The organism is Erwinia sp. S38 (assembly GCF_016624545.1).
Classification (GTDB): domain Bacteria; phylum Pseudomonadota; class Gammaproteobacteria; order Enterobacterales; family Enterobacteriaceae; genus Erwinia; species Erwinia coffeiphila.
Genome location: NZ_JACVTS010000001.1, coordinates 294,582 through 318,555, shown reverse-complemented (window position 1 = coordinate 318,555; position 23,974 = coordinate 294,582). Strand labels below are relative to the sequence as shown.

Sequence of the window (23,974 nt, the reverse complement as noted above, 5' to 3'; positions counted from 1 at the left end):
ATATGCTTGTTGTTTGTAACTTAAGAACCTTGCGATTCGAAATACGACGTAAAAAATTTGCGCACGATAACGCACCAATTGTACACAATCACCCAGGCTTCGCACTAAGAACGTGTAACACTCTGGAATACGCTTCTTCGGGCTGTTCACTGTCAAGCCAGTGGACATCTTTCCAACCGCGTAGCCAGGTTATCTGACGTTTAGCTAACTGCCGGGTTGCGCAAATTCCCCGATAAACCATTTCATCGTAATCAATTTCACCGGACAAAAATGACCACATCTGGCGATAACCAACACAACGAATGGAAGGCATATCCGTATGCAAATCACCTCGTGCAAAGAGCGCCCGAGCCTCCGCTTCAAATCCTGACGCCAGCATCTGTTGAAAACGCAGCTCTATTCTCTGATGGATCAGTTCACGACTCGCTGGCGCGATAGCAAACTGGTGAACATCATACGGCAGCGCGTCTCCAGACGTTTTTGTCAGTTCCGTTAAAGTTTTACCCGAAATAAAAAAAACTTCCAGTGCTCGCGAAAGTCTCTGGGGATCATTCGGATGAATACGACGTCCTGCAACGGGATCAACATCACATAACTGGCGATGAAGTGCTTCCCAGCCCTTCTCACTCGCCATTTGCTCTATACGCTGACGCACTTCAGGATCAGCCGCGGGCAGTGGGGATAATCCTTCCAGCAACGCCTTGTAATAAAGCATGGTGCCACCAACAAGCAACGGAATATTCCCGCGTTGGGTAATCTCCGCCATTTCAGCCAGCGCATCGCGACGAAACTCTGCCGCTGAATAACTTTCAGCGGGATCGCGAATGTCCAGCAAACGATGAGGCGCCAATGCCAGCTCTTCCGCAGAAGGCTTGGCGGTGCCGATATCCATTCCGCGATAAATCAGTGCGGAATCTACGCTAATCAGCTCTACCGGCAGCGCCTGACGCAGGGCTATTGCCAGCGCGGTCTTGCCGGAGGCCGTAGGCCCCATCAAAAATATTGCCTTAGGCAGGCCAGCCGTGGATTGTTCACTCATACTTCAGGGCGTTCATCGCCGTATTAATATCAATAATTTGCACTAATCCAGAAGGTGGCGATTTCACTAACTGCGGGCAAAGTCGTTCAACGTCGGCCAGCAGGGCAATCGCCTGCGAGTGATTCCAGTGCTGATGTTCAGAAACCGATTGACGCGCTAACCACTGCGCAATCTGACTGGCTGAAACATCCTGCTGCCGGGCCAAGTAGCCTAACAGTTCTGGAATCAAGTTTTGTAAATTTTGTTGGCGTAATGGTAAAGGCACCGCGCGCAGCATCACATGCTGGCCTTCCGCAAGCAGTTCAATACCCAGCTGATTTAGCAATGTGGCCGAATGGCCCATCGCCTCTCGCTCGGCTTTATCGAGCTTGAGTCGTACCGGGATCAACAGCGGCTGCGGTTTAAGTCCTTCCGTACCCGGTTCCAGCTGCGCCTGCTTCAGCCAGCGTTCGGCAACGGCGAGGGCGACCAGCGATAAGCGTTCTGAACTTTCAACCAGCGCGTAATGCTGCTGTAACACCGTTAGCACGCGGCCAAAGCTGTGCGCATGGCCGCTAAGCGGTGTTTCAGGTAGCGGTTGCGGAGTCCTTTTTTCCGGCACGGGCAAAGCAGGTTCGTTGCATCGCGCTGGCGGCGTATTCATCAGCTGTTGATAAGCGGCACCCTCACGTTTCTGATAAACCGGCTCCTGCCGCCGGTGCGGGAACATTGCGCCTGCCAGGCCACCGGATGCGCGTTCTGAGGAACCTCCGCCAGAAACGCTGCGCATATTATCTGTTGAAGAGGGTGACGGGCCGACAGATGAACGAGGAACCTCTGTTGCAGCGTGGTCCAGACGGAATCCCGCTGCTGGGCCCGCACCCGCACCCGCACCCGCACCCGCACCCGCACCCGCAGAATAGTCTGCATCCGATGGTGCAGGCGTGGAGAAATGATTTCCACCCGCCGCCTGGCGATTTTCAGGCTGCCAGCGATCGGCAGGCGTACCGGGTTCAAGATCCGCCAGCGTTTCCTGGCCGGTTTCCTGCAACACGCTCACCACGCCCTGATAAATAAAATCATGCACCAGACGCGACTGGTGGAAACGCACCTCATGCTTTGCCGGGTGAACGTTGACATCGACCTGATGCGGATCGATTTCAAGATACAGCACGTAGGCGGGCTGATGCTGATCGCCCAGCTTATCCTGATAGGCCTGACGAATAGCGTGATTAATCAGCCGATCGCGCATCATGCGACCGTTAACATAGCAATACTGTAGCTCGCTCAGCACCTTAGACCCGGCGGGATCGGCAACCCAGCCGCGCAGCGCCAGTTCACCATGCTGCCACTCAATCGCCAGCGCGTGGCTGATGAACGCGGTGCCGCAAATTGCACCCAGCCGCCGCTCGCGCTGCGTATCATCACTGACGCCACGGTACTGCCTCACCAGCTTGCCATTGTGGCTGAGGCTAATCGCCACATCGAAACGCGCCAGCGCAATGCGGCGCACCACTTCATCGATATGGGTAAACTCGGTCTTTTCGGTGCGCATAAATTTGCGGCGGGCGGGCGTGTTATAAAACAGGTCGAGCACTTCCAGGGTCGTTCCGACCGGATGCGCCGCAGGCTTCACGGTCACCGCCTGATCGCGGCCTTCCGCATAGGCCTGCCAGGCTTCGCTCTGGTCCTCGGTGCGCGAGGTGAGCGTCAGCCGGGAAACCGAGCTAATACTGGCCAGCGCCTCACCGCGAAATCCGAGACTGATAATTGCCTCAAGATCGTCAAGCGTGGTGATTTTACTGGTCGCGTGGCGGGCCAGGGCCATCGCCAGTTCGTCTTTGCCGATGCCGCAACCATTATCACGGATGCGAATCAGCTTTGCCCCGCCCTTTTCGATATCGATATCAATCCGTGTAGCCCCCGCATCCAGGCTGTTTTCCACCAGCTCTTTCACCACGGAGGCCGGGCGCTCTACCACTTCGCCAGCGGCAATCTGGTTAGCAAGCTGCGGTGGTAGCACCTGAATGGGCATAACTGTCCTCAATTACGATGTAGGAATGGTCAAGGTCTGACCCAGCATCACGTTTTGCGTCTTCATCTTGTTCGCCTGCTGAATCGCCCGCGGGCTAACGCCATACTTCGCAGCAATCGCCGTAAGAGAATCTCCCCGCACCACTTTATGTCGCTGCGGCTTAGCGGCTTTAACCGTGCTGGCGATCTGCTTTACGCTCCCCGCAGGCACTTTCAGCCGCTGGCCAACCCACACAACATCTTTCTTCAGGGTGTTCAGGGAACGCAGCGTCGCCATGCTGACGCCATAATGCGCCGCAATCCCGGAGAGCGTTTCACCGCGTTTTACCACGTGGCGCTGCGTCGCGCCGGTGTACTGCGTTCCTGCCGGTGCCGGGTTAGCTTCTACTTCAACCGCCGCTGCGGACTGCAACGGTCGGTTTTCCTCCTTTGGGACCGATTGTAGCGGGTGCGCCAGGAAGTAGTTGCGCAAGCCTTTATAAATCGACTCGGCAATCTTCTGCTGGTAAGCGCTACTGCCAAGCAGTCGCTCCTCCGAAGGGTTGCTGATAAAGCCGGTTTCCACCAGCAGGGATGGAATATCCGGCGAGCGCAGAACGCCCAGGCTGGCATGTTCCGGACGACGTTTATGCAGCGCACCCACGCGCTGCAGCTGAGCAATCACTTTTACCGCAACATCGTACCCTACCCGCTGCGAGTGGCCGAATTGCAGATCCAGCACCGCCTGGCTCAGGTAGGGGTCAGCCTGACTGTTAGCCAGCAAATCGCCCGCACCGCCCAGCAGCTCAGACTGTTTCTCATGCTGTTCCAGCCAGCCGGCCATTTCACTATTAGCGCGACGGTTAGAGAGTACCCATACCGAGGCTCCCGAAGCGCTGCGGTTAGGAGCTGCATCCGCGTGTATGGAGACCAGCAGGTTGGCATTTTGCTTACGCGCCACGTCTGAACGGCCCATCACGGAGATAAAGTAATCGCCATCTCGGGTCATTACGCCTTTAAACATCGGGTCGTCATTCAGCAGCGCCTTGAGCTTGCGGGCAATGGCGATGGTCACGTTCTTCTCTTTCAGCCCGCCGCCGCCGATGGCCCCCGGGTCCTGACCGCCGTGCCCGGCGTCGATCGCCACAATGACCGTATCACTGCTGCTGGCCGCAGTGCTGCGCGGGCGGGCGGTTTGCGTACCGCTGGTGACGGCCGTGACCGGATTAGCGTTAAACGGATTTTTCTCTGGCTGGCTGCTGGTCGGGCGAGAAGCCGTACTGCCGCTCACCGTAGCGCGAGAAGCGTTACTGCTGCTGACCGGTGCCGGGCGGCTGGCTACCTTCGCCGGGCGCGTGCCGCTGATAGTAAACACCACGTCGTAGCTGCTACCGTTTTTCTGGGTCACCGCCCGTGTTTTACCCGGCTGGGTCAGTTCGAACACCAGACGGATGCTTTGGCTGTCCTTCGCCTCGCTGGAGCGAATGCGTTTGACAATATTTTCGCCGCTGAAGGTCAGCGGCAGCCCACCAACAACGCCGCTCTGGCGAATATCCAGCACCACGCGCTCGGGATTATGCAGCGGGAAGAACGCGTAAATCGGCTGCCCGGCAAAGCTCAGCGTCACTTTGGCTTCGTTGCTGCCGTTGGAAACTTTAATGTCTGAAAGGCTTGCCGCCACGGAGGCAAACGAACAGAAAAACAGGGCAAGCAATAACCAGGATTTAATCTGCCGCATCATCCCTCACCCTGCTGTGATACAAACTGCTGCAGCATGGACTCACCGGCAGGGGAACGTGCACGCAGTTCAGCGTGGCGCGCATGCCCTTCATAGCTCAGATGCAGTTCCATATCGGGTTCCGGCAGCACGCCGGTTCCCTGCTGTGGCCACTCCACCAGACAAATACTGTCATTGGTGAAGTAATCGCGGATGCCCATAAACTCCAGCTCTTCCGGATCGGCCAGGCGATAGAGATCAAAATGATACACGCGGCGATCGACCAGCTCGTAGGGTTCTACCAGCGTATAAGTTGGACTTTTCACATTCCCCTGATGCCCTAAAGCCTGTAAAAATCCGCGACTGAACGTCGTTTTTCCCGCGCCCAGGTCGCCGTACAGATAAAGAGTTGCCGCGCCGTCACAGACGCGGGCCAGTCGGGCACCCAATGCGAGGGTTGCTGCCTCATCGGGCAACGCGATTACACAGGTCATCATTCTTTTTTATTCGACATCTCAGGATTGACAAACAGATACAGCACGGAAAAAAGATCGGTCGCTAACATGCCGCGTGTACCATAGCGTGCGGCCACCGCGTCGGCTGCCGCTCCGTGCGCAACGCATCCTGCGCAGGCTGCATCGTAGAGCGAGGATTTTTGCCCCGCCAGGCTACCGATGATGCCAGATAACACATCTCCCATACCACCGCTGGCCATACCGGCGTTACCTACATCGGCAATCGCCAGTTTATCGCTCTCTTCCGCGACCAGCGTTCCGGCACCTTTCAGTACCACCACTCCGCCATAGCGCTTTACCAGCCGCCGCACCGCAAGTAAGCGGTCGCTTTCAATTTCACTCACTTTCACGTTCAGCAGACGTGCTGCCTCACCGGGATGCGGCGTAATAATCCGATTTTGACGTTTATCGGGGCTGATTGCCAGCAGGTTAAGCGCATCGGCATCCCAAAGCATCGGTTTATGAGAGTTTTCTACTTTTTTCAGGGCTTTTTTGCCCCAGGCTCCCTGACCCATACCCGGTCCGATAACAATGAAATCGGCCCATTCCAGCCCGTCATCCAGCGCGGATGCCGTTAACTCTTGTACCATCAGCTCGGGTCGTGCCGTCAGCAGTGGGGCAACGTTATCAATGTGAGTAAGTACTCGCACAAGACCAGACCCCGCGCGTAAAGCGGCTTCAGCCGCCATCCGTATCGCGCCTGCGGTGCCGTGATCGCCGCCAATCAGCAGCAGGCGGCCATGATCGCCCTTGTGGGAAGTGGCTCGTCGCGGTGTAAGCCAATGCGAAAGATAACCGGCATCAAAGCGGGCAATCGGGGGCTGCTGCGTTATCAGCCAGGGGTCGAGACCGAGACTGTGATAATCAAGCTGCCCGACATGGTCACGTGCTTTTCCGGTCAGCAAACCCGGTTTAAGGGCGATAAACGTCAGGTTAAATGTCGCTTCGATTGCTACACCTGGCGTAGTGCCGTTAGCAGCCACTAACCCAGACGGCACATCAACGGAAAAAATCGGGGCCGGATAGCGATTTGCCTGCTCAATCAGACGATCGTAAGGAGCGGCCGGAGCCCGATTCATTCCGGTGCCCAGCAGCGCATCGACAATCACATCCAGATCGCCCGGCCAGTCAATCGCCGGATCGTGAACCACACCTCCGGCGGCAAGCCAGGCAGCACGCGCCTGCTGCGCTTCATCCGGCAGAGCATGGCGACCTTCCACGGCGATCAGCGTGACCGCCAGTCCGGCAGCTTTCGCCAGGCGTGCGATGACAAAACCGTCCCCGCCATTGTTGCCATGCCCGCAGAGAATCAGCCAGTGTTGGGAATCCGGCCACAGGGTCGTTATTCGGTCAAACGCCGCTTCCCCCGCCCGCTGCATCAGTTCAAAGAGGGAAATGCCCAGCGCATCAGCGCCTTCCCGCTCCAGCTGAGCTATCGCCTCCACAGGCCAGACAGAATAGGGTAAACTAAGGTTGTCTTTCTGCTGGTTCAGGTTCTTCATGTCGCATCCTCTCGATTTCCATCAACTCGCCCTGGATATTAAACAGTGGGGGCTGTCCCTCGGCTTTCAGCAGGTCGGTATCTGCGATACCGATTTAACGCTGGAGGAACCGCGCCTGCAGGCCTGGCTGGATAAACAATATCACGGAGAGATGGACTGGATGGCGCGTCACGGCATGATGCGCGCCCGTCCCCATGAACTGCTGCCAGGCACGCTACGGGTGATCAGCGTGCGTATGAACTATCTTCCGGCCAAAGCATCGTTTGCCAGCACGCTGAGAAATCCCCGCCTGGGCTATGTTAGCCGCTATGCACTGGGTCGTGATTACCACAAAGTATTGCGTAACCGTCTAAAAAAGTTAGGCGATTTGATCCGCGAACGCTGCGAAGAAGCGCAATTTCGTCCTTTTGTTGATTCAGCACCGGTGCTGGAACGCCCGCTTGCAGCAAAAGCAGGGCTCGGCTGGACTGGTAAACATTCTCTGATCCTCAATCGGGAAGCCGGATCGTGGTTTTTTCTCGGTGAACTACTGATCGATCTTCCCCTTCCCGTCGACAGCCCGGTGGAAGAAAACTGCGGACGCTGCGTGGCCTGCATCACGACTTGCCCAACCGGGGCGATTGTAGAACCTTACAAGGTGGATGCCCGGCGCTGCATTTCGTATCTGACCATTGAACTGGAAGGGGCGATTCCGGAAGAGTTTCGGCCGTTGATCGGTAACCGCATCTACGGCTGCGATGACTGCCAGCTAATCTGTCCATGGAACCGCTACGGCCAGTTGACTGATGAAGATGATTTTAGTCCTCGAGCCGTGTTGCATGCGCCGCCGCTTATCGATCTGTTCGCCTGGGACGAAGCAAAATTCCTGCGGGTAACAGAGGGATCGGCGATCCGACGTATCGGGCACCTGCGCTGGTTGCGTAACGTGGCCGTAGCATTGGGCAATGCGCCCTGGGAAGCATCACACCTTCAGGCTTTAGAAGCCAGACTGGGGGAAAATGAAATGCTGGATGAGCATATCCGCTGGGCTATCGCCTGCCAGCTGGCAAAACGCGATGAAAATGCTGTTGAGGTCCAGAGCAGCCAGCAGCGACGCCTGGTGCGAGCGATAGAAAAAGGATTACCCCGTGATGCTTAAATGCACAATTGGGTCAATTTTTACCGCAGCAGATTTTTCCACACGCTGTGAATAAAAATAAAAAAGCTTTGTCATTCAATCTTCACAGAAATGACAAGCGATCCAGATAACATTTTGAAATATTCACAAATAGATAAAAAACAATGAGTTGTGAAAAAGGCATAGGAATTTGCCGATCGGGCAATTGCAGGCAGCAGAAAACTATCCTGTGGATAACTCTGTTCAAAACAATTTTCGTTTAGCAATAAAAAACAAACATCCTTCAGCAAAAGGCTGTGGATAATTTGATGATTATGATGAGATGAAAAATTATTGGAGCGGGAAACGAGACTCGAACTCGCGACCCCGACCTTGGCAAGGTCGTGCTCTACCAACTGAGCTATTCCCGCTTAGGAGTGGTGCTGCTTTACTGAACTAAAAGTTGTAACTTACTGATTTTTCTAGTTTTCCCCCTCTATTCCCGAGGAGAGGTCGCTATTATGGACCTGTTTGGTAGCGCTGGCAAGAGCCGCGTCAAAAAAAATTCACATGGTTCTCATTTTTTCGCTCAGCACGACGTTATCTCCCTGAAAACCACTGCCTTATCAGCCCCCCCTCCTTCCTGAGTGGATTTAATCCGTCGTTTTCGGCAGGTTTTCCCAAGAAACGCGATAACAAGATCGGCGATTTGATGGTGAATCTCCTCTCTGCTTCGGTTTCCTCCATCCTTACAGAGAATGTCCTGCCCTTCACCCGCCAGGATTGCCATCGCGCCCGGTTTACAGCGCTGCATTTCAGCCTATTTTTCGCAGGATACCTAATGGAAAACGCTAAAGCCTTAAAGGGAACCGCTCTGACAGAACATAATTATCCTTAAATAAATTAAGTTAATTTTTCTTGCAACGCTGGTGCTAATTTTTTGGCAGAACAGGGAGAACTAAAGTAAATCGACTGGAATTTAGAAAGGCGATAGGAAGAAAACTTGGAGCGGGAAACGAGACTCGAACTCGCGACCCCGACCTTGGCAAGGTCGTGCTCTACCAACTGAGCTATTCCCGCTTAGGAGTGGTGCTGCTATCAAACAGTAGGTAATTGTTTGATATTTAAATCTTTTACTTCATTCCCGAATCAGGAATGGGCGCCATTATGGACCAGATGATGCAGCCTGACAAGCCCCCTTTCCCGCTTTTTCATCTTAATCAGACCGACTGCTATAAATTTCTCCAAAAAGCATGTTTAACAAGCAGAATTCAGCACGCTCGAGCGAATAACAGCCCTATGTACATAGGAAACGTTTGCAGTATCATTAATTGAGAACGATTACCATTTACACTTACAAAGGATGTTGTTTTATGCCTCTACCTCGTTTCACTCGCAATATTCTGGCGACCAGTCTGCTACTCGCCACCAGTGGCACATTCGCTGCCGACACTGTTTCCACCAGCATCCCCGTTACCGATAGCATCAATACTCAGACGCTGAATAAGAATCCGCAGAATGTCGTGGTTTACGATCTGGCCATGCTGGATATTCTTGATGTGCTGGGAGTAAAGGTTTCCGGCCTGCCGTTACCTAAGGAAAAAGGCAGTTATCCGGCCTATCTCAGTAAGTACGAGTCAGACAGCTACTACAACGTTGGCAATCCGTTTAAGCCCGGTTTCGAGGTGCTAAAACAGCATAAGCCCGACCTGATTATCGGCGGCAGCCGCGCATTTGAGTCAACCGATAAATTACGCGCTGTCGCACCCACGCTGGATCTGACCGTAGATAATGCTCATCTGCTGAGCAGTCTTGAAGATCGCACACGTACCTTAGGCAAGCTGTTTGATAAACAGCCGCAGGCAGAGCAGGCACTGGCCTCATTTAACAAGGATATTCAAAAAACGCGCCCGCTGGCGGAAAAAGCCGGCACCGCGATGACCGTCCTGGTGACGGGCGATAAGCTGATGGCCTATGGCTATGGCGACCACTACGGCTTTATCTTCGATCTGCTGGGCTTTAAAGAAGCGACCCAGGTCGAGGGCAAAGGCCGTTTCGGTGAGATCGTTGATGCTGCCCGCATCAAAAAAGCAGACCCGGAGTGGATCTTCGTGATCGACCGCAACAGCGCCATCGGTCAGGGACCAGCGAATGCGGAAAAACTGCTGGGCGATCCGCAGGTGCGTGCAACCAGAGCGGCAAAAGACGACCATATTGTCTATCTGGACGCCAAAGCAATCTATTCAGCAGGTGGGTTAACCGCCTATGACCAGCAGGTTAAGCGCATTTATGGCGTACTGAGCAACAGCCAGTAATACCTCAGGGGCGGTGGAGACATCGCCCTGATTTTTCTCCGGGCTTTGCAAGAAACACGACGGTTTTTAAATTCGCTGGCGCAGAAATCTGTCGGATATCAGGGAGAATTTCAGGCATAAAAAAAGACCCGTTAGGGTCTTTTTTTACTATTCCACCGCTTGCACGGCAGAACAAAATTTGGAGCGGGAAACGAGACTCGAACTCGCGACCCCGACCTTGGCAAGGTCGTGCTCTACCAACTGAGCTATTCCCGCTTAGTCGTAGCGATGTAATTTCTTCACCGGTACGGGGAGCGCATTATACGGAGATTTCCCCCCTGCGCAATCCCATCATCGTAAAAATACGGATTTTTCCTTCCAACTGCTGATAAAGCCAGCAAAAAGGTGAATTTATCAGCAAACCAGGTGAAGAATGTGGCTGGCAGCCGTGAAAAAGAATGTTCAACGCCCCGCCCGCCACCGTTATCATCATAGCTGGATAAAGTGCTCGCGGTAGTAGGACAGCTCGGCTACGGATTCACGGATATCATCCATCGCCTGATGCGAACCCTGCTTTTTAAAGCCCGGCAGGATTTCAGGCTTCCAGCGACGCGCCAGCTCTTTCAGTGTGCTGACGTCCAGGTAGCGATAGTGGAAGTAGGCTTCCAGTTCAGGCATGTACTTAAACAGGAAGCGGCGATCCTGACCGATACTGTTGCCGCAAATCGGTGAGCTGTTCGCAGGCACCCACTCTTTGAGGAATTCGATGGTGGCCAGTTCGGCCGCACGATCGTCATGCTGGCTGGCCTTCACGCGTTCAACCAGTCCGCTGTTGGTGTGCGTACGCACGTTCCAGTCATCCATCAGCGCCAGCTGGGCGTCGGACTGATGTACGGCAAATACCGGTCCTTCAGCGAGAATATTCAGATTGGCATCGGTAACCAGCGTCGCGATCTCGATAATACGATCCCGTTCCGGGTCCAGGCCTGTCATTTCAAGATCAATCCAAATCAGGTTATTAGCATTCGCGGTCATAGTGCATCTCACTGTGGTCAAAGCGGCATTGTCGTTAATTAGCGTGTATGATAGCCGTTTTGCCCCTCAAGGGCGAAACATGCCTGATTTGTGTGAGGAACAGTGAGTAAAAACAAACTATCCAAAGGTCAACAACGTCGCGTAAGTGCTAACCACGATCGCCGCCTGAAGCAGCGTGCCGATAAGCCCGAACCGGATGACAGCCTGTTCGGCGAGGCGCGTGATGGCGTCGCGATCAGCCGGTTTGGTATGCACGTAGACGTAGAAGATGCGGATGGTTCAGTTCACCGCTGCAACATTCGCCGCACCATCCGTTCTCTGGTTACCGGCGATCGCGTGCTGTGGCGACCGGGTGCTGAAGGTGGCGCAACGGTCAAAGGCATTGTTGAAGCCGTACACGAGCGGACGTCGGTCCTCACCCGCCCGGATTTCTACGATGGCGTCAAACCGATCGCCGCCAATATCAATCAGATCGTTATTGTTTCTGCGATTCTGCCCGAGCTGTCGCTGAATATCATCGATCGCTATCTGGTCGCCAGCGAAACGCTGGACGTTGAACCGCTGCTGGTGCTGAACAAAACCGATTTGCTGGATGAAGAAGGCCGTAAATTCGTCGATGAGCAGATGGATATCTATCGCCATATTGGCTACCGGGTGCTGATGGTTTCCAGCCATGAAAAACAGGGACTTGCCGAGCTGGAAGAAGCACTGACCGGGCGCGTCAGCATCTTTGCCGGCCAGTCCGGCGTCGGCAAATCGAGCCTGCTTAACGCCCTCCTCGGCCTGGACCTCAGCAGCAATGAGATCCTCACCAACGACGTTTCCGACGTCTCCGGCCTTGGCCAGCACACCACCACCGCTGCTCGTCTTTATCACTTCCCACACGGCGGCGACGTGATTGACTCCCCCGGCGTTCGTGAATTCGGTTTATGGCATCTGGAACCGGAACAAATTACCCAGGGATTTGTCGAATTCCGTAAGTATCTGGGCGGCTGTAAATTCCGCGACTGCAAGCATGATACCGATCCGGGATGTGCCATCCGTGAAGCGGTAGATAACGGCGAGATCGACGAGTCGCGCTTCGTTAACTATCACCACATTCTGGAAAGCATGTCTGAAGTTCAGGCGAAAACCCGTCGAAGCTTCAACGCTGACAAAGATTGACCGTCTTTCCTTTAAGATGCTGATGGATGCAGACCGCCAGAATACGCTGCGCCATATTGCTGACTGAACGCGCCCGGACAGGCATTAGCCTTAACCGACGGGCGCTGTTACAATCCGCCCCCATTAATTTTTCGCTGTCTGATTAAGCCAGGAGGCTCACGTGTTGGATCGTATTAAACTCGGCCTGAATAATTTATTGCCTAAAAAGGCCCTGACTGAACTTGCCGGCTGGGGTGCCAGCAAACGCGGCGGATGGCTGACCAAAGCGGTCATCGACGTCTTTGTATGGTTCTACAAAGTCGATATGAAAGAGGCGCAGAAGCCGGATACCGCCAGCTATCGTACCTTTAACGACTTTTTTGTCCGTCCGCTGCGCGATGACGCACGGCCGCTGATTGCCGATCCAAACCTGCTGGTGCTGCCTGCTGATGGCGCTATCAGCCAGCTGGGCCACATTGACGGTGACCAAATCTTCCAGGCCAAAGGCCACACCTACTCACTGGAAGGCCTGCTGGCAGGCAATGAAAAGATGACGGAGATGTTCCGCAACGGTGAGTTTGTAACGACCTACCTTGCGCCACGCGACTATCACCGCGTGCATATGCCGTGTAACGGTATCCTGCGTGAAATGATCTACGTTCCCGGCGACCTCTACTCGGTGAATCCGCTCACAGCACAGAACATCCCGAATCTGTTTGCCCGTAATGAGAGAGTCATCTGCCTGTTCGATACTGAATTTGGCCCGATGGCGCAAATTCTGGTGGGTGCCACCATCGTTGGCAGCATCGAAACCGTCTGGGCGGGCACCGTTACGCCACCGCGTGAAGGCGTGATCAAGCGCTGGAGCTTCCCGGGTGCGGATGCCGAGGGTTCCGTTGTACTCCTGAAAGGCCAGGAAATGGGCCGTTTCAAACTGGGCTCTACGGTGATTAACCTGTTTGCCGAAGGTAAAGTAAAACTGGCTGAAAGCCTGGCTGCGGAAAGTAAAGTCCGCCTGGGCGAGACGCTGGCCATCGCACTGCAAAAAGACAGTGCAGAAGACGTTCTCCATCATCCATAGCGGATTGCCATGTCACGCCTGATTCTCTCTCTTTTGTTAGGCTGGAGTCTTCTCCAGCCGCTCTATGCCGCCAGCGCACCGGATGCCGCGCAAATCAAACAGGAACTTGAACAGGCGAAGTCAGACAAAACGACTGCGAATCAGGCGGAAATTGTCGATGCCCTGCAGTCAACCCTGAACTGGTTGGACGAGCAAAAGTCCTCGCTGGATAAAACGCAGGAATATCAGCAGATCATCGATGATTTCCCCAAGCTTTCTCGTGATTTACGCCAGCAGATCGCCAGCCTGACCGACAGCAATAAACAGCTGCGCAGCAATATGAGCGCGGCCGATCTCGATCAGGAGATCCTGCAGGTCAGCAGTCAGCTGCTGGAAGAAGGTCGCCTGTCGCAACAGGAGCAGGATCGCGCCCGTGAAATCAGCGACTCTCTGTCCCAGCTGCCGCTGCAGCAAACCGACGCCCGCCGCAGCCTGAGCGAGGTGGAGCGCCGCCTGCAGGGTCAGCCGACGGCAACCACGCCGCTGGCGCAGGCACAGCTGTCAGCACGCCAGGCGGAATCGGCGGCACAGAAAGCACGTGTTGATGAACTGGAACTGGCGCAGCTCTCCGCGAACAACCGCCAGGAACTGGCGAGAATGCGGGCGGAAGTCCACCAGCTCAAAGCCAGCCAGCTGGATGCCTATCTGCAGGATCTGCGCAATCAGCTTAACGGCCTGCGCCAGCGCGAAGCCGAAATGGCGCTGGCCCGCACCGAACAGCTGGCAGAAAACAGCGGTGATATGCCCGAGGGCATCGCCGAACAGTTCCGCGTTAACCGCGAGCTGTCCGCAGCACTGAATCAACAGGCGCAGCGGATGGACCTGGTGGCGTCGCAGCAGCGTACCGCCGCCAACCAGACGATTCAGGTCCGTCAGGCACTGAGCACGCTGCGCGAGCAGTCGCAGTGGCTGGGCATGTCCAACGTTCTCGGCGAAGCGCTGCGGGCACAGGTTTCGCGCCTGCCCGATATGCCAAAGCCGCAGCAGCTGGACAACGAAATGGCGCAGCTGCGCGTGCAGCGGCTGCACTACGAAGATCTGCTGGAGCGCCAGCAAACACTGAAGCAGCTGCGTCAGGATGACAACAGTAATCTGACCAGCGAACAGCGCCGTATTCTGGATGCGCAGCTAAAAACCCAGCGCGAGCTGCTGACCTCACTGCTTTCCGGCTGCGATAACCTGATCCTCGGCGTGACCAAGCTGAAGGTTGGCAACAGCCAGCTGGTTGATGCGCTGAATGAAGTCAAAGAAGCCACCCACCGCTACCTGTTCTGGACCGCCGACGTCAGCCCAATCAGTATCAGCTATCCGCTTGAACTGGCGCGCGATCTGCAGCGTCTGCTCTCGCTGGATACCCTTGGGCAGCTGGGCGGCGCGCTCGTAATGATGGTCACCAGCCGCGAAACGGTGATGCCGATTCTTGGCGCTATTCTGCTGGTCGGTTTCAGCATCAGCTCGCGCCGTCACTTCCGTAACTTCCTTGAGCGCGCCTCCAGCAAGGTTGGCAAAGTCACCCTCGACCACTTCAGCCTGACACTGCGCACCGTGTTCTGGTCCATTCTGGTGGCCCTGCCGCTGCCGGTACTATGGGCCGCGCTGGGTTATGGCCTACAGCACGCCTGGCCTTATCCGATCGCGGTCGCCGTGGGTGATGGCGTTACCGCCAGCGTGCCGCTGCTGTGGGCCTTTATGATCAGCGCGACCTTTGCCCGCCCGCAGGGACTGTTTATTATCCACTTCCGCTGGCCGCAAACCCGCGTAGCACGCGCAATGCGTTTCTATACGCTCTGTATTGGCCTGGTCGTGCCGCTGATGATGGTGCTTATCGCCTTTGATAACCTTGAAGACCGCGAATTCTCCGCTACGCTGGGCCGCCTGTGCTTTATTCTGATTTGCGGTGCGCTGAGCCTGGTCACCGTCAGCCTTAAACGCGCCGGGATACCGCTGCACCTGGATAAAGAGGGTAACGGCGAGAATTTCATTAATAACATCCTGTGGAATGCGATGATTGCCATGCCGCTGATTGCCGCCCTGGCGTCCTGCATTGGTTATCTGGCAACGGCTCAGGCGCTGCTGGCAAGGCTGGAAACCTCGGTGGCAATCTGGTTCCTGCTGCTGGTGATCTACCATATCATTCGCCGCTGGATGCTGATTCAACGGCGCCGTATCGCCTTCGATCGTGCCCGCCACCGCCGCGCCGAGATCCTTGCCCAGCGCGCGCGCGGTGAAGAAGAAACCGCCGCGCAGCAGACCGCCGCCGACAGCATCGATGTGGAAGAACCGGTCATCGATCTTGATGCTATCAGCGCTCAGTCGCTGCGGCTGGTACGCTCGATTCTGACGCTGATAGCACTGGTGTCGGTGATTGTGCTCTGGTCAGAGATTCATTCCGCATTTGGCTTCCTGGAAAATATCCGCCTGTGGGACGTCAATACCACGATTCAGGGCGTGGAAAGCCTGCAGCCGATAACGCTCGGTTCGGTTCTGATTGCCGTGCTGGTGCTGATTATTACCACCCAGCTGGTGCGCAATATGCCCGCTCTGCTGGAGCTGGCGCTGTTGCAGCACCTGGATCTCACACCGGGTACCGGGTACGCCATTACTACCGTTACCAAGTATCTGTTGATCCTGATCGGTGGGCTGACCGGATTTTCGATGATCGGCGTTGACTGGTCGAAACTTCAGTGGCTGGTCGCCGCGCTGGGTGTGGGACTGGGCTTCGGCCTGCAGGAGATTTTCGCCAACTTTATCTCCGGCCTGATTATCCTGTTTGAGAAACCGATTCGTATCGGCGATACCGTGACCATTCGCGATCTGACCGGCAGCATCACCCGTATTAATACCCGTGCAACCACCATTACCGACTGGGATCGCAAAGAGATCATTGTGCCGAACAAGGCGTTTATCACCGAGCAGTTTGTGAACTGGTCGCTCTCCGACTCGGTGACGCGCGTGGTGCTGACTATCCCGGCGTCGGCGGAAGCCAATAGCGAAGAGGTCACCAACGTGCTGCTACAGGCGGCTCATCGCTGTAGCTACGTGCTGGAAACGCCACAGCCGGAAGCCTTCCTGGTTGATTTGCAGCAGGGTATTCAGCTGTTTGAGCTGCGTATTCACGCCGCAGAAATGGGGCACCGTATGCCGTTGCGCCATGAGCTGCATCAGCTGATCCTGCGCGGCTATCAGGAACACGGGCTGGAGATGCCGTTCCCACCGTTCCAGGTGCGAATGGAAACGATTGGTCGTAAAACGCCGGCCAGCAACGGCGCGCCGGTAGCCAGAACCTATAAATCGGGTGGTTTATAAGCCGCAACCGCGTCAGGCGTCAGGCGTCAGGCGTCAGGCGTCAGGCGTCAGGCGTCAGCAGGCCGTAAATTAGCCGCACTTCAGATTTTTCAGATAACACTATTGAGTGAGACAGATCCCGGGACGGGATCTGTCGCTGAGAAGGGTTTGCTGCTTTATCAGCAGCGATCTACCGTAAAGGCAATCACGTCGCTCAGCTGCTCCGCCTTTAACGCCAGCATGATTATACGGTCAACGCCCAGCGCCACGCCGGAGCACTCCGGCAGGCCGTGCGCCAGCGCATCCAGCAGGTTGTTATCGATCGGCTGTTCCGGCAAACCGGCAGCCGCGCGCTTTTTATTATCCTGAATAAAACGCTGACGCTGTTCGCGGCTGTCGGTCAGCTCGCGGAAACCGTTCGCCAGCTCAATTCCCTTAAAGTAAACCTCGAAGCGTTCCGCCACGCGGTGATCTTCCGTGCTGATCTCCGCCAGCGAAGCCTGGGTCGCCGGGAAGTGATACACGAAGGCCGGGCGGTCTTTACCAATCTCCGGCTCTACACCGAGCATAAACAGCAGCTGCAGCAGCGTATCGCGATCTTCTTCGCGGTTTGCCAGATCGCCCGCCCCAAGTTTTTCAGCCACTTCACGCAGCTGGACCTTATCGGCAGAAAGCGGATCGATCTCCAGATGGCGGATAAACGCCTGCTGGTAGGAGAGCGTTTCCGCCGGCGCGCATTCCAGGACCTGCTGGAGCAGATCGTCCACCTCATTCATCAGGCGGTACATATCATAATGCGGGCGATACCACTCCAGCATGGTGAATTCGGGGTTATGGTGGCGCCCCATTTCCTCATTGCGGAAGCTGCGGCACAGCTGATAAATCGGTCCGCTGCCCGCGGCCAGCAGCCGCTTCATATGATATTCCGGGCTGGTCATCAGATAGAGATCGATGCCTGCCGATGCGCCCGGTCCCACAAAACGGGTCTGGAACGGGAACAGGTGGACGTCGGTGACCGTGGCCTGGCTCATCGCCGGGGTTTCCACTTCCAGTACGCCACGATCGGCAAAGAAACGCCGGATTTCAGCCATGATCGCCGCTCGTTTTAATAAATTAGCGATGGATGCACTCGGCTGCCAGCTGGCCGTTTCGCTCATCTTTTCTACTCCAAAGTCAGTCATGGCAAGAAGTCTACCTGTACGTGGCGTCGCACACAATTCTACGTGAAATAAAACCGTTTCTTACGGCAAATCACCCTTTGTACGCTTTTTCTACACTACCCGCCCAAATACCCGAACACATCAAGTTAGCGCATTTTTAGCCAAAGTATACTGGGCACAGACTGGCGAAAGAACTTCGCCAACACTATGAAAAAAAACAAAAAGTTAAGCAGGGAGGAACATGTGCAAATCCTGACTGTCGACATGGTCATTGTCGGTGCGGGGGGGGCCGGACTGCGCGCCGCCATTGCTGCCGCAGAAGCTAACCCGAGGCTGAAGATAGCGCTGATCTCTAAGGTCTATCCGATGCGAAGCCACACCGTTGCCGCCGAAGGGGGTGCCGCCGCCGTCACCACTTCACAGGACAGCTTTAACTCTCACTTTCACGATACGGTTGCCGGCGGCGACTGGCTCTGTGAGCAGCCGGTCGTAGATTACTTTGTGGAACACTGTCCGCAGGAGATGGCCCAGCTTGAGCGCTGGGGATGTCCGTGGAGCCGTCAGCCGGATGGCTCCATTAGCGTACGCCGGTTTGGCGGCATGAAAAACGAGCGCACCTGGTTTGCCGCCGACAAAACCGGCTTCCATATGCTGCATACCTTGTTCCAGACGTCGCTGCAGTATCCGCAAATTCAGCGGCTGGATGAGTATTTTGTCCTCGACCTGCTGGTCGACGACGGCGTTGCCAGCGGCCTGGTCGCGCTGAGTATGATGGAAGGTACGCTGGTTGAGGTGCGCGCGCGCTCGGTCATCCTCGCTACCGGCGGCGCTGGGCGTGTTTATCGCTACAACACTAACGGCGGTATCGTCACCGGTGACGGCATGGCGATGGCCTTCCGACACGGCGTGCCGCTGCGCGATATGGAGTTTGTGCAATATCACCCAACCGGCCTCCCCGGCTCCGGTATCCTGATGACCGAAGGCTGCCGCGGCGAAGGCGGAATTCTGGTGAATAAAGATGGCTATCGCTATCTGCAGGATTACGGCATGGGCCCTGAAACCCCCATCGGTCAGCCGAAAAACAAATATATGGAGCTGGGACCGCGGGATAAGGTTTCTCAGGCGTTCTGGCACGAGTGGCGCAAAGGCAATACCATCGCCACCGCACGCGGTGACGTGGTGCATCTGGATTTACGCCATCTCGGCGCGAAAAAGCTGCATGAGCGGTTGCCGTTTATCTGTGAACTCAGTAAAGCGTACGTCGGCGTCGATCCGGTCAGTGCGCCGATTCCGGTGCGCCCCACCGCTCACTACACCATGGGCGGCATCGAAACTAACTCACAGTGCGAAACCCGAATCCAGGGGCTTTTCGCCATCGGTGAATGCTCTTCCGTCGGCCTGCACGGCGCTAACCGGTTGGGTTCAAACTCGCTGGCAGAACTGGTGGTGTTTGGGCGCCTCGCGGGTGAGCAAGCAGCACAGCGCTGCGCTCAGCCGCATTCCATCTCCGATAACGCCATCAGTGCCCAGAGCAGCGACATCGAACGCCGTTTGCACGCGCTAACCCATCAGTCCGGCGGTGAAAATCTGTCGGCGCTGCGTGATGAAATGGGCATGGCGATGGAAGAAGGCTGCGGTATCTATCGCACCCCGGAATTGATGCAGAAGACGATTGATAAGCTGGCCGAGCTTAAACAGCGGGTCGAAAACGTGGCGATTACCGACAGTTCCAGCGTATTCAATACACAGCTGCTGTACACCATTGAGCTGAAGCACGGTCTGGACGTTGCGGAATGCATGGCCCACTCGGCATTTGAGCGCAAAGAGTCTCGCGGTGCGCACCAGCGGCTGGATGAAGGCTGCACCACGCGCAATGATGATAAATATCTGCAGCACAGCCTGACCTTCTTTAATCCACAGGCTGCACCTACCGTCGCCTGGGACCCGGTCACCATTACCCATCTGCCACCGGCACAGCGCGTGTACGGTGCCGCATCGGAGGATAACAGCCAGAAGGAGCCCGTAAATGAGTGATAACGCCCTGCGTAAAATCGATATTCTGCGCTACAACCCGGAAAGCGATCGGCTGCCGCGCCATGAAATATTCAACGTGCCCTGGGATGAGCAAACGTCGCTGCTGGATGCACTGGGCTATATCAAGGACAACCTCGCCTTCGATCTGTCCTACCGCTGGTCCTGCCGAATGGCCATCTGCGGTTCCTGCGGAATGATGGTCAACGGCGTGCCGAAGCTCGCCTGTAAAATTTTCCTGCGCGACTATCCGCAGGGAATGAAAGTTGAGCCGCTGGCTAATTTCCCCATAGAGCGCGACCTGATTGTGGATATGACCCATTTCATCGAAAGCCTGGAAGCCATCAAGCCGTGGATTATCGGCAACGCTGATGATGCCGCTCAGGGTCCGGGGCGCCAGACGCCTGCGCAGATGGCGAAGTACCATCAGTTTTCCGGCTGTATTAACTGTGGTTTATGTTATGCCGCCTGCCCGCAGTTCGGGCTTAACCCGGAATTTATCGGCCCTGCGGCTATCACCCTCGCCCATCGTTACAACCTGGACAGCCGGGATCGCGGCAAAGCACTGCGCATGCCGCAGCTAAATGGAGAAAACGGCGTCTGGAGCTGTACCTTCGTCGGCTACTGCTCCGAAGTTTGTCCAAAACACGTCGATCCGGCGGCAGCGATTCAGCAGGGGAAAATAGAGAGCAGTCGGGACTTCATGATCGCCACGCTGAAACCTCATTAAGGGAGACCGATATGACGACAAAACGCAATCCTTACTGCCGCCCGGTGGAGTCCGGCTGGTGGCGCTCACTGCCCTTCTACCGCTTCTATATGCTGCGGGAAAGCACGGCGATACCGGCGTTGTGGTTTAGCCTGGAGCTGATTTTCGGCGTATTTGCCCTTAAGCACGGTGCGGAAAGCTGGGCGGGCTATGTGGCGTTTTTACAGCATCCCGTCACGCTATTGCTTAACGTGCTGGCGCTGATCGCCGCACTGCTGCACAGCAAAACCTGGTTCGATCTGGCCCCCAAGGCGTCGATCATTATCGTTAAAGGGGAGAAGCTGCCGCCGGAGCCGCTGATTAAAGGGTTATGGATCATCATGGTCGTCCTCAGTCTTGCGGTACTGGCCGCTGCGCTGTGGGCGTAAGGAGCATAAATGAAAGCATTACCGCAACGTTCTGACGAACCGATCTTCTGGGGGCTGTTTGGCGCAGGAGGTATGTGGACGGCGATGTTCAGCCCGGTGCTGATCCTGCTGATCGGCCTGCTGCTGCCTGTAGGCTGGTCGCCGGAAGAAGCATTCAGCTACACGCGAATTATGGCCTTCGCGGCCTCTTTCCCCGGCCGAATCATCCTGTTACTGGCGATTGTCCTGCCGCTGTGGTGCAGCATGCATCGCCTCCATCACGGGCTGCACGACCTGAAGCTGCATATTCCCGGCAGTAAATGGCTGTGCTACGGGCTGGCAGCGATATTGAGCGTAGTGGCATTAATTGGCGTGATTACGCTGTAGCGCCAGCAGCTGAGGCTGAGGCTGAGGCTGAGAGAGAATATCGACCTGCGGAGGCAGGTTTTGAAAGGATTGTCAGGCCAGCGCCCTGCACCGGCCTGACAAACTGATTACTGAGTACTTTTTTGAATTGCCTTACCGCCCGCCTCAACGTCTTCACCCACGCCACGCGTGGTGTTACAGGCTGTCAAAACGGAAGAGAGAACCAGAACAGAAAGAATGGCTAAAATACTTTTCTTCATGGCAATTTCCTTTTAATCATTAATAAAGAACAGCGCTTTAAGCATAGCCGTAATTTATTCAATTGCCCTGAGGGCGCTGATAAAAAGGAAAAGCGTGCGGATAAGGGTCCGATGAACCGAACCCTTACTGATTCAGGCTTACTTTACGCGTGAAACGTATTCGCCAGAACGGGTATCAACTTTAATCACTTCGCCAATCTGTACGAACAGAGGCACTTTCACTACCGCGCCGGTGCTCAGCGTAGCTGGCTTGCCGCCGGTACCTGCGGTATCACCCTTCAGGCCAGGATCGGTATCGGTGATTTCCAGCTCAACAAAGTTTGGTGGCTGAACGGCGATTGGACGACCGTTCCACAGAGTCACGATGCACTCCGCGTTATCCAGCAGCCATTTTGCCGCTTCACCTACGGTCTTCTCTTCAACAGGGTGCTGTTCGAAGGTTTCCGGGTGCATGAAGTGGAAGAACTCACCGTCGTTGTACAGGTAGTTCAGGTTGGTATCTACTACGTCAGCGCCTTCAGCGGAGTCGGTAGACTTGAAGGTTTTCTCTACGCGAGTACCGGTCAGCAGGCGACGCATTTTTACGCGCGCGAATGCCTGGCCTTTACCTGGTTTAACAAACTCGCTGGCTTCGACGGCATAAGGCTCGCCTTCGAACATGATTTTAAGACCGGGACGGAAATCGTTGCTAGAATAAGTCGCCATAAAGGCCCTCTACAATTTTATTACTGGTACTAAGCCAAAAAAATGGCACACATTGTAACCCTAAATACCCCTGCACGAGAAGATTGGTTGCATCAACTTGCCGATGTAATCACCGATCCCGATGAATTACTGCAACTTTTAGCGTTGCAGAATGACCCTGAACTCGCTTCAGGCCATGGCGCACGCCGGCTTTTCGCACTCAGGGTGCCAAGAGCGTTTGCTGCGCGCATGCGCAAGGGCGATCCGCAGGACCCCCTGCTGCTACAGGTGATCACCTCGCAGCAGGAGTTTGTTGATGCGCCAGGTTACAGTACCGATCCGCTGGATGAGCAGAGCAGCGTGGTGCCGGGTCTGTTACATAAATATCGAAATCGTGCGCTGTTGCTGGTCAAAGGCGGCTGTGCCGTCAACTGCCGGTACTGCTTCCGCCGCCATTTCCCCTACGAAGATAATCAGGGTAATAAGCGCAACTGGCAGCAGGCGCTCGAGTATATCCGACAGCAGCCAGAACTGGATGAGATTATTTTCTCCGGCGGCGATCCTTTGATGGCGAAAGATCACGAACTGGACTGGTTAATCGGCGAACTGGAAAGCATTCCGCATATTAAGCGTCTGCGCATTCACAGCCGTCTGCCGGTAGTCATCCCACGGCGCATTACCGAAGCGCTTTGTCAGCGCCTGGCGCAATCGCGTTTGCAAACGCTGCTGGTGAGCCATATTAACCACGCGCAGGAAATTGACGATGACCTGCGTCACGGTATGCGCATGCTGAAGCGGGCAGGAGTCACGCTGCTGAATCAAAGCGTGCTGCTACGCGGTGTGAACGATAATGCCCCTGCACTGGCAGCACTGAGTAATGCGCTGTTTGATACTGGCATCCTGCCGTACTACCTGCACGTGCTGGATAAAGTTCAGGGCGCAGCACATTTCTATGTTGATGACGACCGGGCACGCGCTATCGTGCGTGAACTGCTGGGAATGGTGTCGGGCTATCTGGTGCCGACGCTGGCGCGAGAAATTGGTGGCGAACCGAGTAAAACTCCGCTCGATTTACAGCTGCGGCAGCAGTAACTATCGCGGCAGAAGCAACGATCCTGTCCCCTGTCTGACAGGGGACAACCGTCGGCGCAGAGATCTTCCGTTAACAAAAAGGGTGGCCATCATGGCCACCCTCTTTCACTATCAATTCAGATCGCAATGTATCAATGCGCTCACGGGCACTTATACACCTGGCCGCTCATCTTGCTGTCGAGAGGTGCGAAGCTTGACCAGATATTCTGCGTTGGGCTGGTTGCACCGTAAATCACGTTACCGCCCATTTCAGCCGCACGGTTGCGCAGGTCGTTTGCCGCACCGCGCAGCGAGCTGCCTTCTCCACCCGAGCCGGAGAACCAGTTACTTTGTGAGCCGGTAACGTTACCCAGAAGCTGGCAGCTGCTGGCTGGCTGCTGGTCGGTAAAAGTCACACGCTCACCCGCAGAACTCAGAGTATTAGAAGAGCTACAGCCCGCCAGCAGCAGTGCCGCAACGGAGAGTCCCAACAAGTTAATCCGCATTATAATCCCCATTTATTATCATCAGAGTCAGGCAGACGTAAG

The 23,974-nt window shown here is 55.6% G+C and carries 20 protein-coding genes and 3 tRNA genes; 10 read left to right on the top strand and 13 right to left on the bottom strand.

Annotated features, from left to right (window positions below; genetic code table 11):
- Positions 1-88: 88 nt before the first annotated feature.
- The 5 genes from miaA to nnr are packed head-to-tail and all read right to left on the bottom strand — an operon-like array spanning position 89 to position 6,765.
- A complete protein-coding gene (gene miaA / locus IBT46_RS01380; RefSeq protein WP_200543351.1) occupies positions 89-1,039 on the bottom strand; it encodes a tRNA (adenosine(37)-N6)-dimethylallyltransferase MiaA in 951 nt (316 codons plus the stop codon).
- Positions 1,032-3,053 (bottom strand): DNA mismatch repair endonuclease MutL, encoded by a 2,022-nt coding sequence (mutL, locus tag IBT46_RS01375; protein WP_200543349.1) that lies wholly within the window; start codon positions 3,051-3,053, stop codon positions 1,032-1,034. The genes miaA and mutL overlap by 8 nt, the downstream gene beginning before the upstream one ends.
- A gap of 12 nt (positions 3,054-3,065) precedes the next feature.
- On the bottom strand, positions 3,066-4,772 hold the full coding sequence (gene amiB / locus IBT46_RS01370; protein WP_370569366.1) for an N-acetylmuramoyl-L-alanine amidase AmiB: 1,707 nt from the start codon (positions 4,770-4,772) through the stop codon (positions 3,066-3,068).
- On the bottom strand, positions 4,769-5,245 hold the full coding sequence (gene tsaE / locus IBT46_RS01365; protein WP_200543347.1) for a tRNA (adenosine(37)-N6)-threonylcarbamoyltransferase complex ATPase subunit type 1 TsaE: 477 nt from the start codon (positions 5,243-5,245) through the stop codon (positions 4,769-4,771). The genes amiB and tsaE overlap by 4 nt, the downstream gene beginning before the upstream one ends.
- Positions 5,242-6,765, bottom strand: coding sequence for a bifunctional ADP-dependent NAD(P)H-hydrate dehydratase/NAD(P)H-hydrate epimerase (gene nnr, locus IBT46_RS01360; RefSeq protein ID WP_200543345.1), 1,524 nt, complete (start codon positions 6,763-6,765; stop codon positions 5,242-5,244). The genes tsaE and nnr overlap by 4 nt, the downstream gene beginning before the upstream one ends.
- Here nnr and queG point away from each other — a divergent pair.
- Positions 6,764-7,903, top strand: coding sequence for a tRNA epoxyqueuosine(34) reductase QueG (queG, locus tag IBT46_RS01355; RefSeq protein WP_200543343.1), 1,140 nt, complete (start codon positions 6,764-6,766; stop codon positions 7,901-7,903). The genes nnr and queG overlap by 2 nt on opposite strands.
- Before the next feature lie 313 nt (positions 7,904-8,216).
- Here queG and IBT46_RS01350 read toward each other — a convergent pair.
- Positions 8,217-8,292: transfer RNA gene (locus IBT46_RS01350), tRNA-Gly, on the bottom strand.
- Positions 8,293-8,865: 573 nt separating this feature from the next.
- Positions 8,866-8,941 (bottom strand) — tRNA-Gly (locus IBT46_RS01345).
- A 293-nt stretch (positions 8,942-9,234) separates the two neighbouring features.
- Between IBT46_RS01345 and IBT46_RS01340 the strand changes: the two genes are divergently transcribed.
- Positions 9,235-10,176, top strand: a complete 942-nt coding sequence (locus IBT46_RS01340; protein WP_200543341.1) for a siderophore ABC transporter substrate-binding protein — start codon at positions 9,235-9,237, stop codon at positions 10,174-10,176.
- A 179-nt stretch (positions 10,177-10,355) separates the two neighbouring features.
- Here the strand turns inward: IBT46_RS01340 and IBT46_RS01335 are convergent.
- A tRNA-Gly gene (locus IBT46_RS01335) sits at positions 10,356-10,431 on the bottom strand.
- 213 nt (positions 10,432-10,644) lie between these two features.
- Positions 10,645-11,190 carry an oligoribonuclease gene (orn, locus tag IBT46_RS01330; protein ID WP_105592095.1) on the bottom strand — a complete coding sequence of 182 codons (546 nt, stop codon included), beginning with the start codon at positions 11,188-11,190 and terminating at the stop codon, positions 10,645-10,647.
- 102 nt (positions 11,191-11,292) lie between these two features.
- Between orn and rsgA the strand changes: the two genes are divergently transcribed.
- The 3 genes from rsgA to mscM all read left to right on the top strand — a co-directional run bounded on the left by rsgA (position 11,293) and on the right by mscM (position 16,759).
- Positions 11,293-12,354, top strand: coding sequence for a small ribosomal subunit biogenesis GTPase RsgA (gene rsgA, locus IBT46_RS01325; protein ID WP_105592096.1), 1,062 nt, complete (start codon positions 11,293-11,295; stop codon positions 12,352-12,354).
- A gap of 160 nt (positions 12,355-12,514) precedes the next feature.
- Entirely contained in the window at positions 12,515-13,414 is a 900-nt protein-coding gene (gene asd / locus IBT46_RS01320) for an archaetidylserine decarboxylase (RefSeq protein WP_105592097.1), read from the top strand.
- 9 nt (positions 13,415-13,423) lie between these two features.
- Entirely contained in the window at positions 13,424-16,759 is a 3,336-nt protein-coding gene (gene mscM / locus IBT46_RS01315; RefSeq protein WP_200543339.1) for a miniconductance mechanosensitive channel MscM, read from the top strand.
- Between the two features lie 158 nt (positions 16,760-16,917).
- Here mscM and epmA read toward each other — a convergent pair whose 3' ends face one another.
- A complete protein-coding gene (epmA, locus tag IBT46_RS01310) occupies positions 16,918-17,895 on the bottom strand; it encodes an elongation factor P--(R)-beta-lysine ligase (protein WP_200543597.1) in 978 nt (325 codons plus the stop codon).
- A gap of 267 nt (positions 17,896-18,162) precedes the next feature.
- On the opposite strand from epmA, the gene frdA reads away from it, so the two are divergent.
- From frdA to frdD, 4 genes are read left to right on the top strand one after another with little or no spacing between them, the layout of a single operon-like run.
- Positions 18,163-19,932 (top strand): fumarate reductase (quinol) flavoprotein subunit, encoded by a 1,770-nt coding sequence (gene frdA, locus IBT46_RS01305; protein ID WP_234479913.1) that lies wholly within the window; start codon positions 18,163-18,165, stop codon positions 19,930-19,932.
- The gene (locus IBT46_RS01300) at positions 19,925-20,659 is read left to right on the top strand and encodes a succinate dehydrogenase/fumarate reductase iron-sulfur subunit (RefSeq protein ID WP_200543335.1); all 735 of its coding nucleotides are present in this window, start codon (positions 19,925-19,927) and stop codon (positions 20,657-20,659) included. The genes frdA and IBT46_RS01300 overlap by 8 nt, the downstream gene beginning before the upstream one ends.
- A gap of 11 nt (positions 20,660-20,670) precedes the next feature.
- On the top strand, positions 20,671-21,066 hold the full coding sequence (gene frdC, locus IBT46_RS01295) for a fumarate reductase subunit FrdC (protein ID WP_200543333.1): 396 nt from the start codon (positions 20,671-20,673) through the stop codon (positions 21,064-21,066).
- A 9-nt stretch (positions 21,067-21,075) separates the two neighbouring features.
- Positions 21,076-21,432, top strand: coding sequence for a fumarate reductase subunit FrdD (gene frdD / locus IBT46_RS01290; protein WP_200543331.1), 357 nt, complete (start codon positions 21,076-21,078; stop codon positions 21,430-21,432).
- 107 nt (positions 21,433-21,539) lie between these two features.
- On the opposite strand, the gene IBT46_RS01285 is transcribed toward frdD, so the two are convergent.
- Entirely contained in the window at positions 21,540-21,671 is a 132-nt protein-coding gene (locus IBT46_RS01285) for an entericidin A/B family lipoprotein (protein ID WP_105592104.1), read from the bottom strand.
- A 138-nt stretch (positions 21,672-21,809) separates the two neighbouring features.
- The gene (gene efp, locus IBT46_RS01280) at positions 21,810-22,376 is read right to left on the bottom strand and encodes an elongation factor P (protein ID WP_105592105.1); all 567 of its coding nucleotides are present in this window, start codon (positions 22,374-22,376) and stop codon (positions 21,810-21,812) included.
- A gap of 42 nt (positions 22,377-22,418) precedes the next feature.
- Here efp and epmB point away from each other — a divergent pair, with 42 nt between their 5' ends.
- Positions 22,419-23,447, top strand: coding sequence for an EF-P beta-lysylation protein EpmB (gene epmB / locus IBT46_RS01275; protein WP_200543329.1), 1,029 nt, complete (start codon positions 22,419-22,421; stop codon positions 23,445-23,447).
- 140 nt (positions 23,448-23,587) lie between these two features.
- Here the strand turns inward: epmB and IBT46_RS01270 are convergent, their stop codons facing one another.
- Complete coding sequence (locus IBT46_RS01270; RefSeq protein ID WP_105592107.1) at positions 23,588-23,932, bottom strand: DUF4156 domain-containing protein; 345 nt, start codon at positions 23,930-23,932, stop codon at positions 23,588-23,590.
- Positions 23,933-23,974: the final 42 nt, after the last annotated feature.

Coding starts and splice junctions, on each gene's coding strand:
- miaA (WP_200543351.1), bottom strand. CDS start 1,039: ATGAGTGAACAATCCACGGCTGGCCTGCCTAAGGCAATATTTTTGATG.
- mutL (WP_200543349.1), bottom strand. CDS start 3,053: ATGCCCATTCAGGTGCTACCACCGCAGCTTGCTAACCAGATTGCCGCT.
- amiB (WP_370569366.1), bottom strand. CDS start 4,772: ATGATGCGGCAGATTAAATCCTGGTTATTGCTTGCCCTGTTTTTCTGT.
- tsaE (WP_200543347.1), bottom strand. CDS start 5,245: ATGATGACCTGTGTAATCGCGTTGCCCGATGAGGCAGCAACCCTCGCA.
- queG (WP_200543343.1), top strand. CDS start 6,764: ATGTCGCATCCTCTCGATTTCCATCAACTCGCCCTGGATATTAAACAG.
- nnr (WP_200543345.1), bottom strand. CDS start 6,765: ATGAAGAACCTGAACCAGCAGAAAGACAACCTTAGTTTACCCTATTCT.
- IBT46_RS01340 (WP_200543341.1), top strand. CDS start 9,235: ATGCCTCTACCTCGTTTCACTCGCAATATTCTGGCGACCAGTCTGCTA.
- orn (WP_105592095.1), bottom strand. CDS start 11,190: ATGACCGCGAATGCTAATAACCTGATTTGGATTGATCTTGAAATGACA.
- mscM (WP_200543339.1), top strand. CDS start 13,424: ATGTCACGCCTGATTCTCTCTCTTTTGTTAGGCTGGAGTCTTCTCCAG.
- epmA (WP_200543597.1), bottom strand. CDS start 17,895: ATGAGCGAAACGGCCAGCTGGCAGCCGAGTGCATCCATCGCTAATTTA.
- frdA (WP_234479913.1), top strand. CDS start 18,163: ATGGTCATTGTCGGTGCGGGGGGGGCCGGACTGCGCGCCGCCATTGCT.
- IBT46_RS01300 (WP_200543335.1), top strand. CDS start 19,925: ATGAGTGATAACGCCCTGCGTAAAATCGATATTCTGCGCTACAACCCG.
- frdC (WP_200543333.1), top strand. CDS start 20,671: ATGACGACAAAACGCAATCCTTACTGCCGCCCGGTGGAGTCCGGCTGG.
- frdD (WP_200543331.1), top strand. CDS start 21,076: ATGAAAGCATTACCGCAACGTTCTGACGAACCGATCTTCTGGGGGCTG.
- IBT46_RS01285 (WP_105592104.1), bottom strand. CDS start 21,671: ATGAAGAAAAGTATTTTAGCCATTCTTTCTGTTCTGGTTCTCTCTTCC.
- efp (WP_105592105.1), bottom strand. CDS start 22,376: ATGGCGACTTATTCTAGCAACGATTTCCGTCCCGGTCTTAAAATCATG.
- epmB (WP_200543329.1), top strand. CDS start 22,419: ATGGCACACATTGTAACCCTAAATACCCCTGCACGAGAAGATTGGTTG.
- IBT46_RS01270 (WP_105592107.1), bottom strand. CDS start 23,932: ATGCGGATTAACTTGTTGGGACTCTCCGTTGCGGCACTGCTGCTGGCG.